This is a genomic window from Serratia inhibens, from assembly GCF_003591175.1.
Taxonomy (GTDB): domain Bacteria; phylum Pseudomonadota; class Gammaproteobacteria; order Enterobacterales; family Enterobacteriaceae; genus Serratia; species Serratia inhibens.
In genome coordinates, this window is sequence record NZ_QYYG01000014.1 from 1 (window position 1) to 14,310 (window position 14,310).

Annotated in this window: 15 protein-coding genes and 1 riboswitch; of the genes, 9 read left to right on the forward strand and 6 right to left on the reverse strand. The window is 57.2% G+C overall.

The window, feature by feature from the left end; translation table 11 throughout:
* Positions 1–598 precede the first annotated feature (598 nt).
* Complete coding sequence (purH, locus tag D4100_RS24840) at positions 599–2,188, forward strand: bifunctional phosphoribosylaminoimidazolecarboxamide formyltransferase/IMP cyclohydrolase (protein WP_065505757.1); 1,590 nt, start codon at positions 599–601, stop codon at positions 2,186–2,188.
* A gap of 48 nt (positions 2,189–2,236) precedes the next feature.
* Positions 2,237–3,520, forward strand: a complete 1,284-nt coding sequence (gene purD / locus D4100_RS24845) for a phosphoribosylamine--glycine ligase (protein WP_119805448.1) — start codon at positions 2,237–2,239, stop codon at positions 3,518–3,520.
* Positions 3,521–3,572: 52 nt separating this feature from the next.
* On the opposite strand, the gene D4100_RS24850 is transcribed toward purD, so the two are convergent.
* The 6 genes from D4100_RS24850 to nudC all read right to left on the reverse strand — a co-directional run bounded on the left by D4100_RS24850 (position 3,573) and on the right by nudC (position 7,949).
* Complete coding sequence (locus D4100_RS24850) at positions 3,573–4,244, reverse strand: DUF1481 domain-containing protein (RefSeq protein ID WP_065505755.1); 672 nt, start codon at positions 4,242–4,244, stop codon at positions 3,573–3,575.
* Between the two features lie 36 nt (positions 4,245–4,280).
* Positions 4,281–4,553 carry a nucleoid-associated protein HU-alpha gene (gene hupA / locus D4100_RS24855; protein WP_012004757.1) on the reverse strand — a complete coding sequence of 91 codons (273 nt, stop codon included), beginning with the start codon at positions 4,551–4,553 and terminating at the stop codon, positions 4,281–4,283.
* 189 nt (positions 4,554–4,742) lie between these two features.
* Positions 4,743–5,333 (reverse strand): YjaG family protein, encoded by a 591-nt coding sequence (locus D4100_RS24860; RefSeq protein ID WP_004953973.1) that lies wholly within the window; start codon positions 5,331–5,333, stop codon positions 4,743–4,745.
* A gap of 48 nt (positions 5,334–5,381) precedes the next feature.
* Entirely contained in the window at positions 5,382–6,068 is a 687-nt protein-coding gene (gene nfi / locus D4100_RS24865) for a deoxyribonuclease V (RefSeq protein ID WP_119805449.1), read from the reverse strand.
* Positions 6,069–6,077: 9 nt separating this feature from the next.
* Complete coding sequence (gene hemE, locus D4100_RS24870; RefSeq protein ID WP_119805450.1) at positions 6,078–7,142, reverse strand: uroporphyrinogen decarboxylase; 1,065 nt, start codon at positions 7,140–7,142, stop codon at positions 6,078–6,080.
* Between the two features lie 39 nt (positions 7,143–7,181).
* Complete coding sequence (gene nudC / locus D4100_RS24875; RefSeq protein ID WP_065506798.1) at positions 7,182–7,949, reverse strand: NAD(+) diphosphatase; 768 nt, start codon at positions 7,947–7,949, stop codon at positions 7,182–7,184.
* A gap of 99 nt (positions 7,950–8,048) precedes the next feature.
* On the opposite strand from nudC, the gene D4100_RS24880 reads away from it, so the two are divergent.
* From D4100_RS24880 to thiH, 7 genes are all read left to right on the forward strand, one after another.
* Positions 8,049–8,552, forward strand: a complete 504-nt coding sequence (locus D4100_RS24880) for an Rsd/AlgQ family anti-sigma factor (protein WP_065505753.1) — start codon at positions 8,049–8,051, stop codon at positions 8,550–8,552.
* A 39-nt stretch (positions 8,553–8,591) separates the two neighbouring features.
* A riboswitch (TPP riboswitch) is annotated at positions 8,592–8,715 on the forward strand.
* A 115-nt stretch (positions 8,716–8,830) separates the two neighbouring features.
* Positions 8,831–10,774: a phosphomethylpyrimidine synthase ThiC gene (thiC, locus tag D4100_RS24885; RefSeq protein WP_065505752.1), complete on the forward strand. Its 1,944-nt coding sequence runs from the start codon at positions 8,831–8,833 to the stop codon at positions 10,772–10,774.
* Positions 10,767–11,405, forward strand: coding sequence for a thiamine phosphate synthase (gene thiE, locus D4100_RS24890; protein WP_065505751.1), 639 nt, complete (start codon positions 10,767–10,769; stop codon positions 11,403–11,405). Before thiC ends, thiE begins: the two co-directional genes overlap by 8 nt.
* Before the next feature lie 4 nt (positions 11,406–11,409).
* A complete protein-coding gene (locus tag D4100_RS24895; protein WP_065505750.1) occupies positions 11,410–12,159 on the forward strand; it encodes a HesA/MoeB/ThiF family protein in 750 nt (249 codons plus the stop codon).
* Complete coding sequence (gene thiS, locus D4100_RS24900; RefSeq protein ID WP_065505749.1) at positions 12,156–12,356, forward strand: sulfur carrier protein ThiS; 201 nt, start codon at positions 12,156–12,158, stop codon at positions 12,354–12,356. The genes D4100_RS24895 and thiS overlap by 4 nt, the downstream gene beginning before the upstream one ends.
* Position 12,357: 1 nt before the next feature.
* The gene (locus D4100_RS24905) at positions 12,358–13,137 is read left to right on the forward strand and encodes a thiazole synthase (RefSeq protein ID WP_065505748.1); all 780 of its coding nucleotides are present in this window, start codon (positions 12,358–12,360) and stop codon (positions 13,135–13,137) included.
* On the forward strand, positions 13,137–14,270 hold the full coding sequence (thiH, locus tag D4100_RS24910; protein ID WP_065505747.1) for a 2-iminoacetate synthase ThiH: 1,134 nt from the start codon (positions 13,137–13,139) through the stop codon (positions 14,268–14,270). Before D4100_RS24905 ends, thiH begins: the two co-directional genes overlap by 1 nt.
* Positions 14,271–14,310: the final 40 nt, after the last annotated feature.

Genomic DNA, 14,310 nt, shown 5'->3' on the forward strand with positions numbered 1-14,310 from the left:
AAAGGTTACTAAATGAATTTTACTTCAGTAGTCACTCTTCAAGACTTGATATTTTTTCGTACCCGAAGGTACTGGATATCGTCTTGTGGAGTGCCCACACAGATTGTCTGATAAATTGTTAAAGAGCAGTGAGTTAGTCGCCGTAGCTTGCTATCTCGAGGTGGCGTATATTACGCTTTCCTCTTTCAGAGTCAACCCCAATTTTCAGGATTTTTTCTCTTCGAACCCCGGAGACTCTGTGAAGTTGTTCACATGTTCCGTGTCGATGGAGGCGCATTATAGGGAGTTCCTCGCAGGCCGCAACAGGTATTTTCGACAAAAACGATCGTTTGCTGCATTCCACAGCAAAACCCGTCCTTATACCCTGTTGTGCACAACTTTATCCACAGAACCCACTTGAGCGGAAAATTTACGAGCACCGCGCAAACGTTTTCGCTACAATTCCTCGCGACGAAACGCTCCCTCTTTTATAAGGTCGTTACCTGAATCTGTGCCCGATTGCTCCTCTATAGAGAGAAAATCCTCTCCTTATAAAGAGAAGCAGGTGGAAATTCACGTAACGCTCTTTATTGCGACTCCAAAGCCAAGGGATAAAACCATGCAACAACCTCGTCCAATCCGCCGGGCCCTGCTCAGCGTCTCCGACAAAGCCGGTATCGTTGAATTCGCCGAAGCGCTTTCCCAGCGTGGCGTCGAACTACTCTCCACCGGCGGCACCGCCCGTCTGCTGGCAGATGCCGGCCTGCCTGTTACCGAAGTTTCCGACTACACCGGTTTCCCGGAAATGATGGACGGACGAGTCAAGACCCTGCATCCCAAAGTACACGGTGGCATTCTGGGCCGTCGCGGTCAGGACGATGCGATCATGGGCCAGCACGACATCAAGCCGATCGACATGGTGGTCGTTAACCTTTATCCGTTCGCCCAGACAGTCGCGCGCCCGGACTGCTCGCTGGAAGACGCGGTCGAGAATATCGATATCGGCGGCCCGACCATGGTGCGCTCCGCAGCCAAGAACCATAAAGACGTCGCTATCGTGGTGAAGAGCGGTGACTACGCCGCCATCATTACCGAGATGGATAACAACGATGGCTCACTGCAATACGCCACTCGTTTCGATCTGGCTATCAAAGCCTTCGAGCATACCGCCGCCTACGACAGCATGATCGCTAACTACTTCGGCGCACTGGTTCCAGCCTATCACGGTGATACTGAACAACCTGCCGGCCGGTTCCCACGCACCCTGAACCTTAACTACATCAAGAAGCAGGATATGCGCTACGGCGAAAACAGCCACCAGCAAGCTGCCTTCTATATAGAAGAGAACGTTCAGGAAGCTTCTGTCGCTACCGCTGACCAGCTGCAGGGCAAAGCGCTCTCCTACAACAACATCGCCGATACCGACGCCGCGTTGGAATGCGTCAAAGAGTTCGCCGAGCCGGCCTGCGTGATCGTCAAGCACGCCAACCCATGCGGTGTGGCGATTGGCAACGATATTCTGGCGGCTTACGAGCGCGCTTACCAGACCGACCCGACCTCGGCTTTCGGCGGTATCATCGCCTTCAACCGTGAACTGGATGCCGCCACCGCGCAAGCCATCATCAGCCGCCAGTTCGTGGAGGTGATCATTGCACCGAGCATCAGCCAGGAAGCTCGCTCTCTGCTGGCCGCCAAGCAGAACGTTCGCGTTCTGGCCTGTGGCCAATGGCAACAGCGCGTTCCCGCTCTGGACTTCAAACGCGTCAACGGCGGCCTGTTGGTGCAGGATCGCGATCTGGGTATGGTGAGCGAAGGCGACCTGCGCGTGGTGTCCGAACGTCAGCCGAGCGCTCAGGAACTGCGCGATGCGCTGTTCTGCTGGAAAGTGGCAAAATTCGTGAAATCCAACGCCATCGTTTATGCGCGTGACAATATGACCATCGGCATAGGCGCCGGCCAGATGAGCCGCGTTTACTCCGCCAAAATAGCCGGGATCAAAGCGGCGGACGAAGGGCTTGAGGTGAAAGGTTCCGCCATGGCGTCCGATGCCTTCTTCCCGTTCCGTGACGGCATCGATGCGGCGGCAGCGGTTGGCATCACCTGCGTGATCCAGCCTGGCGGTTCGATCCGCGACGACGAAGTGATTGCCGCCGCCAACGAGCACGGCATTGCGATGATCTTCACCGACATGCGTCACTTCCGCCATTAATCCCTTTTGCCGCGTGCGCTGCGGCGCACGCTCTGCATGGAGTACCTGATGAACATTTTAATTATCGGCAACGGCGGGCGTGAACATGCGCTGGCATGGAAAGCCGCTCAGTCACCGCTGGCAGACAAAGTTTACGTCGCACCAGGCAACGCCGGTACCGCGCTGGAACCCAGCCTTACAAACGTAGCGATCTCCGCCACCGATATTCCGGCGCTGGTCGCCTTTGCACAAAGCCATGACATCGGTCTGACCATCGTTGGGCCGGAAGCGCCGTTGGTGATTGGCGTGGTTGATGCCTTCCAGGCCGCCGGCCTGAAAATCTTTGGCCCGTCCCAGGCAGCCGCTCAGTTGGAAGGCTCTAAAGCCTTTACCAAAGACTTCCTGGCGCGTCATAACATTCCGAGCGCCGAGTACCAGAACTTTACCGAAGTTGAACCGGCGCTGGCTTATGTACGCAGTAAAGGCGCCCCCATCGTCATCAAAGCCGATGGTCTTGCCGCCGGTAAAGGCGTCATCGTCGCCATGACGCTGCAGGAAGCGGAAGACGCAGTGCAGGACATGCTGGCCGGCAACGCTTTTGGTGACGCTGGCCACCGTATCGTGGTGGAAGAGTTCCTCGAGGGCGAAGAAGCCAGTTTTATCGTGATGGTCGACGGCGAGAACGTGGTGCCGATGGCCACCAGCCAGGATCACAAACGCGTTGGCGATGGTGATACCGGCCCTAACACCGGCGGCATGGGCGCCTATTCCCCGGCCCCAGTGGTCACTGATGAAATCCACCAGCGAGCAATGGACCAGGTCATTTGGCCAACGGTACGTGGCATGGCCGCGGAAGGGAATACCTACGTCGGTTTCCTGTATGCCGGGCTGATGATCTCCGCAGAGGGGCAGCCGAAGGTGATTGAGTTCAACTGCCGCTTTGGCGATCCGGAAACTCAACCCATCATGCTGCGTCTGCGCTCCGATCTGGTTGAGCTGTGTCTGGCCGGTGCGGAAGGCAAGTTGAATGAGAAAACTTCCGAGTGGGACGAGCGCCCTGCCTTGGGAGTGGTGCTGGCAGCCGGTGGATATCCGGGCGACTACAGCAATGGTGACGTGATTCAGGGCTTGCCGCAGCAGGAAAGCGCCGACGGCAAAGTGTTCCATGCCGGCACGCGTATGCAGGGTGATGAGGTAGTCACTAACGGTGGGCGCGTGCTGTGCGTGACGGCTCTGGGTACAACGGTAGCGGAAGCGCAACAACGCGCATACCAGTTGGCGAAAGGCATTCAGTGGCAGGGCAGTTTCTGTCGCAACGATATTGGCTATCGGGCGATTGCCCGCGGCAAATAATCTGAACGTCGCACCACAGTCAAATGAGGGGTTCTGCATGCAGAGCCCTTTTTTATAACGTCTCTTCTTTAGGTTCCCAGCGGCAAAAATCGTCGTTCGCCACCAGCAGCAGTTCGCGCCCTTCCGGTGCATCCAACCAGGCTATATTCACCGGCTGGTTGCTGTTGCGGGCACGCCGCGCTATCCAGGTTTCTGCATTATTATCCAGCCCCGGCTTGATTGATTGCCCATCACAGGTTTGCACTACGCCCTGTTGCCAACGCCCCTGCATCAGCTTCACCTTACCGGCGCGCAACGCATCGCTCAGTTCAAGGGCTCGCCGCGCCTGGTATTGATACAAAGCGATCTCATCGCCGGTCAGTTGTTCACGTCGCGTAGCCAGTTGGCGTTGCATAAAGCTCACCGTGCCGTCATCGGCAAAGCGTAATTGAATAGAGTCTTGATCGCGATCGGCATCAGTGCGCTTAATCTGGCGCAGTTCGCCATTCTGATATTCGTACACTGTGGTGACCGTGCCTGGCCCGCGATAGGGACTGTAGACACTCATCAACGCCTGTGGACGTTGCTGGTCGTCGTCTTTACGCCACAAACGCATAACGCCCTGGTCAGCCACGTAGCCGCTGGCAGTAAAGGTGGGAGGATCGGAATGACTGCTGCAGGCGCTCAGGCCACCGGCAATGCCAATGGCCAACAGCGCCTGACGGACAAACAAAAGGGGCGCCATCGCCCCCCTGTTTAATCTTTTCACCAACACGCAGTATTACTTAACTGCGTCTTTCAGTGCTTTACCAGAAACGAACGCAGGCACGTTGGCAGCTGCGATTTTGATTTCTTTACCAGTCTGTGGGTTGCGGCCGGTGCGCTCGTTACGATGGTTCACTTTGAAAGTACCGAAACCAACCAATTGTACTGCATCACCTTCTTTCAGAGACTCAGTAATAGCAGCCAGGGTGGATTCCAGAGCCAGTTTAGCTTGTGCTTTGGAAAGGTCAGCCTTGTCCGCGATTACATCAATCAGTTGAGTCTTGTTCATAAGTTATCCTTACAGTGTGTTTATCGTTTGCAAAGCATCGAGTGCGACGGATATGCCGATTGACAGCACCCTCCTGCATACACGCACCGATAGCCACTTTTTTTACGCCCCCCAAATGTAGACCAGACAGGGTGCGGATGTGAAGCCTTAAGGCATGACAAATCAGGCGTTAAATCACGTTTTCTTGCCTTATTGCGTTAAATTTATCCCGATATTACTTACCGCGGCCTCGCGGAGGTCCGAACGCAACCCTTTGATCAACTCTAAATCGCGCTCTTCACAGTCAGCCAACAGGCGGAAAATCTCCCATTGAATGTCCCATTCTTCCTCTACCGCAGGCAAAACCTTCAACTCATCGTCGGTCATTTCTTTACCGGCCTGAGTCATTTCCAGCATCGCCACGGTGCGAATTGACGTTTCGCTAATGGCAATGGCGTGCTCCAGCGTCTCCCCGCTGAGCCGCGAATGGATCAGTTCCCCTAATGCGATACAGGCGTCAATCGCCGGGTAAACGCCGTAAAGATCGTAATCTTCTGCCGAGGGTATCGCCTCTTCCAACTTCTCCAGCTGGCTGTCAAAGTTGACCTTGGCATCCTTCACCACCAGTGTTTCCCACACCAAATCCAGAATGCGACGGTAAATGGCCGGATCGCCGAACTCGGTCTGCAGGCAGAACATCTGGTAATTCGGATACATACGCTCGCACAAACTGGCCATAAAGGTCAAATGTTGCCAGCTTTCAAGCTTTTCCAGACGTAAATGAATCGGGTTACGTAGCATTATTCACTCTCTTACGCGTTATCTGCGCCGCAGTGTACCCGAAATCGGTCATTGCGGCACCTCTGGATGCTGTTGCAGCCAGCGCTGGAAGGCCGGGCGGCGCGAGGCGATGGCATCGGCCCAGCGCGTAGGTTCAGGTAAACGGTAGCCCGCCATGCAGCGCTGTACCCAGGCCAGTGCGCTGTCGGCGCTTACACGGTGGCCGGTGGCGATAAACAACGGGTTGCAGCGCGCCTTGCTGCGCCACACCCAGCCAAGCTGTTCGCCTTTATCCTCCAGCGGAGCCAGCGCACCGGCGACGGCATCCAGAGGAGCGAATTTACCGCACAGGCGCTTCTTCGCCACACCGATGGTCGGCACATTGACCAACAACCCAAAGTGGCTGGCGACGCCCAGGCGGCGCGGATGCGAAATGCCATGACCGTCGACAAAAACCAGATCCGGCTTCTGCTGCAGCCGTTCCCACGCGGCAAGCAACGCTGGGTACTCGCGGAATGAAAGAAAACCCGGAATATAAGGCATGGTAGTAGCCACACGGGCAATCTGGTATTCAACCAGTTCCAGCGACGGATACCGCAGGATGGCGATGGCGGCTCGCGTCACCGCCCCCTCCTGCTCGAAACCCACATCGGCACCGGCGATAAAAGCCGGTGTGTCGACCAGAAAGTCATCGTGGCGAATGACTTCTGACGCACGTTGCAACTGCTCAGCGCGCAGGGTCTGGGTATCAATCACATTCCGTCCTTAGCGATGATATTTCGCCGATTGAGCGTGTACGGCCTCCACAAAGACGCCCGCGTTTTCCGGCGGTACGTCCAGATGAATGCCGTGACCCAGATTGAACACGTGGCCTTCGCCGTGGCCGAAACCGGCAAGAATGGTTTCCACTTCCTGGCCGATGCGTTCAGGCGAAGCGTACAGCATGGACGGATCCATATTCCCCTGCAGCGCCACTTTGTCGCCTACGCGACGGCGCGCATCCGCGATATCGGTAGTCCAGTCCAGGCCCAGCGCGTCGCAACCGGTCGCCGCCATCGCTTCCAGCCACTGGCCACCGCCTTTGGTGAATAACGTGACCGGGACGCGGCGGCCGTCGTTTTCACGCAGCAGCCCGTCGACAATCTTGTGCATGTAGTGCAGCGAGAATTCGCGATAGTCGCGGCCGGTCAGCACGCCGCCCCAGGTATCGAATATCATCACCGACTGCGCACCGGCTTTAATCTGGGCGTTAAGATACAAAATGACGCTGTCCGCCAGCTTATCCAGCAGCAAATGCAGCGTGGCCGGCTCGGCGTACATCATTTTTTTCAGCTTGGTAAAGGCCTTGCTGCTGCCACCTTCCACCATATAGGTCGCCAGCGTCCACGGGCTACCGGAGAAGCCAATCAGCGGCACTTCGCCTTTCAGTTCGCGACGAATGGTGCGTACCGCGTTCATCACATAGCCCAGTTCCACTTCCGGATCGAACACCGGCAGTTTGTCCACGTCGGCACGGCTGGTGATTGGCGAAGAGAAGCGCGGGCCTTCACCGGCTTCGAAATACAGACCCAGCCCCATGGCATCGGGAATGGTGAGGATATCGGAGAACAGGATAGCGGCATCCAGCGCATAGCGGCGCAGCGGTTGCAGCGTAACCTCACAAGCCAACTCCGCGTTCTTGCACAGCGACATGAAATCGCCGGCTTGAGCGCGGGTGGCTTTGTACTCCGGCAAATAACGACCGGCCTGACGCATCATCCATATGGGGGTCACATCCACCGGCATACGTTGCAGCGCGCGCAGGTAACGATCGTTCTTCAACTCATTCATCATAGGGCTCCCTTATTCATCTGCCGTTATTGTAGCGATTTATTGCTCACGGCATAAGGCTACGGTGTCCTCTATCAGGCGGCGCGCCACGGTGCCGGGTGGCGGCAACAGCGGCAACTGGTCATAACGGTACCAGCCGGCGTTCAGCAGCTCTTTCGGATCGTGACGAATCTCACCGCGGTGGTAATCGGCCATAAAGGCCATCATCAGCGAATGTGGGAACGGCCAGGGTTGAGAAGTCACATAACGCAGGTTTTTGATTTCAATATTACTTTCTTCCATCACCTCGCGCGCGGCCGCCTGCTCCAGCGTTTCGCCGACCTCGACAAAACCGGCCAGCACAGTATGAATGCCGCCGCGATGACGCACATGCTGCGCCAGCAGGATCTCATCGTCGCGCCGAATAGCGACGATCACGCAGGGTGCAATCTGCGGGTAGTAACGCTCCCGACAGTGACCGCACAGGCAAGCGCTCTCGGTACGGCTGAGGTGCATCTCATGGCCGCAATAGCCGCAGAAGCGATGAGAGCGGTAAAAGTCGGCCAACTGCACGCCGCGCCCGGCAAGCTGAAACAGCCCGCGATCGAGCTCGAGCAGTTGACGCACCGAGCCCATATCCTGCGGCATCGTCTGGCGCACCAGCCACACCGGCAGCCCTTCCCACTCGCCAATGGTGCGCGCCATTCGCCCCTGCAGGGAAAACGACGCCGCCGAACCGAACGGCAATTCACCGTGCGGTAACCAAAGTTTGCTTTCATGGCTGACGATCCACCAGCCATTTTCATTACCCGTTAATGCAAGTTCCATATCGTTGTTGCACAACCTCAGCTTCACTGGCACTCTACAAATCGGCCTTGTTACATTTTAATAACTTACTGTTACTTTTTATTACTTACGGAGTCAAACATGCTCAACCGTTTGGAAAGCCTGACTCAGCGCGTTGGTGGTAGTAATGAATTAGTTGATCAATGGCTTCAGGCGCGCAAGCAATTGCTCGTCGCCTATTGCACCCTCGTGGGCATCAAACCGAACAAAGAAAAGCATACGCCGCTGAATGAAAAAGCGCTGGAGAACTTTTGCCATAATTTGGTGGATTATCTCTCTGCCGGGCATTTTCATATCTATGACAGAATTATCAAACAAGTGGAAGCTGCACCCAGTCCGAAAATGGCGCTATCGGTGAACATCTATCCCAAACTTTGGGTCAATACCGAGCAGATTATGGCTTTCCACGATCGCTATACCGAAGTGGATATCGATCAGGACGTGTGCATGGAATTCCACCAGGCGCTGTCAGATATCGGTGAGACGCTTGCGGCACGTTTTGCCCTGGAAGATAAGTTGATCCAACTGGCGACGGAAGCCTCGCAGCAACCTCTGGCGGATAAGGCACTGGATCAGACGCGTTAGAATTTTGTAGTTTTTTTTATTATCCCTCCTATACTGGAGGGCATCTTGTCGGAGTGCCTAGCGCTGATTTGCTCATCAAATTGGCCAGGCTGAGACCGTTAATTCGGGATCCGCGGAACCTGATCGGGTTAATACCCGCGAAGGGAACAAGAGTAATCTATCGCCACAGGCAGGGCTTCCCGAACGGGGATACCTCCGCCTTGCCGGCCAGCATCATTACTCCCTCCGAGCTCCAGACAAGCAATTTTCCCAACTCATCACACTGGTAGGAATTTGCTATGTCTAACGTTAAAAAACCACGCGCCCGTAAAGAACAGCGCGATGAAGCCCAGCAGTTTATCGACACGTTGCAGGGCGTATCCTTTCCCAACTCACACCGCATCTATCTGCAAGGCTCGCGTAGCGATGTGCTGGTCCCGATGCGTGAAATCCAGCTCAGCCCGACGCTGATTGGCGGTGACAAAAACAACCCGCAATACGAGCAGAACGAAGCTATCCCGGTATACGACACCGCCGGCCCGTACGGCGATCCGCAATCCGAGCTCGATGTGCATCGCGGCCTGGCGAAACTGCGCGCCGGCTGGATCGAAGAACGTGGCGATACCGAAGCCCTCCAAGGCGTCAGTTCCGGGTTCACTCAGCAGCGCCTGGCGGACGAAGGTCTGGATCATCTGCGCTTCGAGCATCTGCCGCAGCCGCGCAAAGCTCAGACGGGCAAATGCGTCACCCAGTTGCACTACGCTCGCGCCGGCATCGTCACCCCAGAAATGGAGTTCATCGCCATCCGCGAAAACATGGGCCGTGAACGTATCCGCGGTGAGGTGTTGCGCCACCAGCATCCCGGCCAAAGCTGGGGCGCTAACCTGCCGCAAAACATCACGCCGGAATTCGTTCGCCAGGAAGTGGCCGCCGGACGTGCCATCATCCCCGCCAATATCAACCACCCGGAAGCCGAGCCGATGATCATCGGCCGTAACTTCCTGGTGAAGGTCAACGCCAATATCGGCAATTCCGCAGTGACTTCGTCGATTGAAGAAGAAGTGGAGAAGCTGGTGTGGTCCACCCGCTGGGGTGCGGACACCGTGATGGATTTGTCCACCGGCCGCTATATCCACGAAACCCGCGAATGGATCCTGCGCAACAGCCCGGTGCCGATCGGCACGGTGCCTATCTATCAGGCGCTGGAAAAAGTGAACGGCGTGGCGGAGAACCTGACCTGGGAAATGTTCCGCGATACGCTGCTGGAGCAAGCCGAGCAAGGTGTCGACTACTTCACTATCCATGCCGGTGTACTGCTGCGTTATGTGCCGATGACCGCCAAACGCCTGACCGGCATCGTCTCCCGTGGCGGTTCGATCATGGCCAAATGGTGCCTGTCGCATCATCAGGAAAACTTCCTGTATCAACACTTCCGCGAAATTTGTGAAATCTGCGCCGCCTATGACGTATCGCTGTCGTTGGGTGACGGCCTTCGCCCCGGCTCGATTCAGGACGCCAACGACGAAGCGCAGTTCGCCGAGCTGCACACCCTGGGCGAACTGACAAAAATTGCCTGGGAATATGACGTGCAGGTGATGATCGAAGGCCCTGGCCACGTGCCGATGCAGATGATCCGCCGCAACATGACCGAAGAGCTCGAACACTGCCACGAAGCGCCGTTCTACACCCTGGGCCCGCTGACTACCGATATCGCACCAGGTTATGACCACTTCACCTCCGGCATCGGGGCCGCGATGATCGGCTGGTTCGGCTGCGCCATGCTGTGCTACGTCACGCCGAAGGAACACCTCGGTCTGCCAAACAAAGAAGACGTGAAGCAGGGATTGATCACCTACAAAATTGCCGCCCACGCCGCCGACCTGGCCAAAGGGCATCCGGGCGCGCAAATCCGTGATAACGCCATGTCCAAAGCTCGCTTCGAATTCCGCTGGGAAGATCAATTCAACCTGGCGCTCGATCCCGCCACCGCCCGTGCCTACCACGACGAAACCCTGCCGCAGGAATCCGGCAAAATCGCCCACTTCTGCTCAATGTGCGGGCCGAAGTTCTGCTCGATGAAGATCTCACAAGAGGTCCGCGACTACGCCGCCGCGCAGGAGGCTGCCAAGCCGATAGAGGTGCAGCTAACCGGCATGGAGAAGATGTCAGCCGAGTTCCGCTCACGGGGTAGCGAGTTGTACCACAGCGCCGGTACCCTGCAAGGGGAGATGAGCAATGACTGAAATCGCCACGCCTTTCCCCGCCACGCCGCACAGGCTGGGGTTATACCCGGTCGTCGACAGCGTTGAATGGATTGCCCGCCTGCTGGAGGCGGGCGTGACCACGATCCAGCTGCGCATCAAGGATTTGCCGGATGAACAGGTCGAGGATGACATCGCCGCCGCCATTGCCCTCGGCAAGCGCTATCACGCCCGACTGTTTATCAACGATTACTGGCAATTGGCGATCAAGCACCGCGCCTATGGCGTGCACCTCGGCCAGGAAGATTTGGATACTACCGATCTGGCGGCAATCCATCGGGCAGGGTTACGGCTTGGCGTATCCACCCATGACGATGCCGAATTAGCCCGGGCAATCGCAGTCAAACCCTCTTATATCGCACTGGGACACATCTTCCCGACCCAGACCAAAGAGATGCCTTCCGAACCCCAAGGCCTGGCTGAGCTGAAACGCCATGTCGCCGGACTGGGTGACTACCCGACAGTGGCGATCGGCGGGATCGGGATTGATCGCGTGACGGCGGTACTGGATTGCGGCGTCGGCAGCGTGGCGGTGGTTAGCGCCATCACCAAGGCTCCGGACTGGCGTGCGGCCACCGCGCAGCTTTTGCAACTGATCGAAGGCAAGGAGTGACTCGATGCTTAACGATCAAGAATTTCTGCGCTACAGCCGCCAGCTGTTGCTGGAAGACGTAGGTCCGCAAGGCCAGGAAAAGCTTAAACAGGCATCGGTTTTGCTGGTCGGCCTGGGGGGATTAGGCTCCCCCGCCGCGCTCTACCTGGCCGCTGCCGGCGTCGGTAAGCTGCTGTTGGCCGATGACGATACGCTGCACATCACCAATCTGCAGCGTCAGGTCCTTTACCGCAGCGCCGACGTATCCAAAGGCAAAGCCGCTCTGGCACAGCGTCAGTTACAGGCGTTGAACCCGATGGTCGAATCCATCGCGCTGGAACAGCGTTTACAGGGGGAAACCTTGCAAGACGCCGTGAAGCGTGCCGATCTGATCCTGGATTGCAGCGATAACATGACAACCCGCCATGCCGTGAACGCCGCCTGTATCGCCGCCGGCAAACCTCTGATCAGCGGCAGCGCGGTGGGCTTCAGCGGCCAGTTGCTGGTGATTGAACCGCCTTATGCCCACGGCTGCTACGCCTGCCTGTACCCAGAACACACCGAGCCGCAACGCAACTGCCGTACCGCAGGCGTACTCGGCCCGGTGGTCGGCGTCATTGGCACCCTGCAGGCGCTGGAGGCGATAAAAATGCTGGCGGGAATGCCTTCATCACTCAGCGGCAAGTTGCGGTTGTTCGATGGTAAACAGCAAAGCTGGAGTACGTTGCAGCTCAGCCAGGCCAGCACCTGCCCGGTATGCGGAGGCGCAGCATGAAAGTCAGGCTGAATGACCAACCGCTGGAGCTGACGCAACCACTGAGCGTCGCCACCCTGCTTGAGCAGTTGGAGCGCCACCAGCCAGGTACCGCATTGGCTATTAACCAAACTATCATCCCGCGTGCCGACTGGGCTAACCACCTGGTGCAGGACGGTGATGATATCCTGCTGTTTCAAGCGATTGCCGGAGGCTGACATGCTGCAAATCGCCGATACCACCTTTACTTCACGCCTGTTTACCGGCACCGGCAAATTCGCTACTCCTGCGCTGATGCTGGACGCGCTGCAAGCCTCCGGCTCGCAGTTAGTGACCATGGCAATGAAACGTGTTGACCTGCGTGGTGGCAATGATGCCATTCTTGCGCCGCTGCAACAGTTGGGCGTGCGCCTGCTGCCCAATACTTCCGGCGCCAAAACTGCCGCTGAAGCGGTGTTTGCCGCCCGCTTGGCACGCGAGGCACTTGGCACCCATTGGGTAAAACTGGAAATCCATCCCGACGTGAAATATCTGCTGCCGGACCCGATTGAAACTCTGAAAGCAGCAGAGACGTTGGTAAAAGAAGGTTTTGTGGTGTTGCCCTACTGCGGCGCCGATCCGGTGCTGTGCAAACGGTTGGAAGAAGTCGGTTGCGCGGCGGTAATGCCGCTTGGCGCGCCGATAGGCTCCAATCGCGGGCTCCGGACCCGCGACTTCCTGGAAATCATTATCGAACAGGCCAAAGTGCCCGTAGTGGTCGATGCCGGCATCGGTGCGCCAAGCCATGCGCTGGAGGCGATGGAGCTGGGTGCCGATGCGGTGCTGGTGAATACCGCAATCGCCGTGGCTCGCGACCCGGTACAGATGGCACGGGCATTCCGTTTGGCGCTGGAAGCCGGTGAGCTGGCGCGCCAGGCCGGGTTGGGCGGTCGCAGCCGCAGCGCGGTAGCCTCCAGCCCGCTGACCGCCTTCCTCAACCAAACCGGGGAGGCATTGTAATGGCAGATGATTTCAGTAGCCGCTGGCAGCAGCTCGATTGGGACGATATCTCGTTACGCATCAACAGCAAAACCGCGCTGGATGTCGAACGGGCGCTCAATGCGCAAAAATTGACGCGTGAAGATTTTATGGCGCTGATCTCGCCCGCAGCGGCGCCCTACCTGGAACCGCTGGCGCAGCGTGCCCAACAGTTGACGCGCCAGCGCTTTGGCAATGTGGTCGGCTTCTATGTGCCACTATATTTGTCCAACCTATGCGCCAACGACTGCACCTACTGCGGTTTCTCGATGAGCAATCGTATAAAACGTAAAACTCTGGATGCCACCGAGATCGAGCGCGAATGCCTGGCGATTAAGGCATTGGGTTTCGAGCATCTGTTGCTGGTCACCGGCGAGCACCAGACCAAAGTCGGCATGGACTATTTTCGCCAGCATATTCCGGCAATCCGCACCCACTTCAGTTCATTGATGATGGAAGTGCAACCGCTGGCGGAGGAAGAGTATGCCGAACTGAAAATGCTGGGATTGGACGCGGTGCTGGTGTATCAGGAAACCTATCATCCTGCCACTTACCTGCAACATCATTTGCGCGGGCAGAAACAGGATTTTCACTGGCGGCTGGCTACGCCGGATCGCCTCGGCCGTGCCGGGATCGACAAGATCGGCCTCGGCGCGCTGATTGGGCTTTCCAACAGTTGGCGCACCGACTGCTATATGCTGGCCGAACATCTGTTCTACCTGCAGCAAACTTACTGGCAGAGCCGTTACTCAATTTCATTCCCACGTCTGCGCCCCTGCGCCGGCGGCATTGAGCCGGCATCTATCATGAGTGAATCGCAGTTAGTGCAGTTAATCTGCGCCTTTCGCCTGTTCGCGCCTGACGTAGAGCTTTCTCTGTCTACGCGCGAGTCGCCGTTCTTCCGTGATCATATGATCCCGCTGGCGATCAACAGCGTCAGTGCCGGCTCCAAGACCCAGCCCGGCGGCTATGCCGACGATGTTCCGCCTGAACTGGAACAGTTCGAACCACATGATGGCCGCACACCGCAGCAGGTGTCACAAGCTATCAGCGCAGCCGGGTTGCAGCCGGTGTGGAAAGACTGGGACGGATATTTGGGGCGTAGCACGCAGTAATTTGCAATCTTTGCAGCGCGGTTGGAAAAGCCATGGAAGC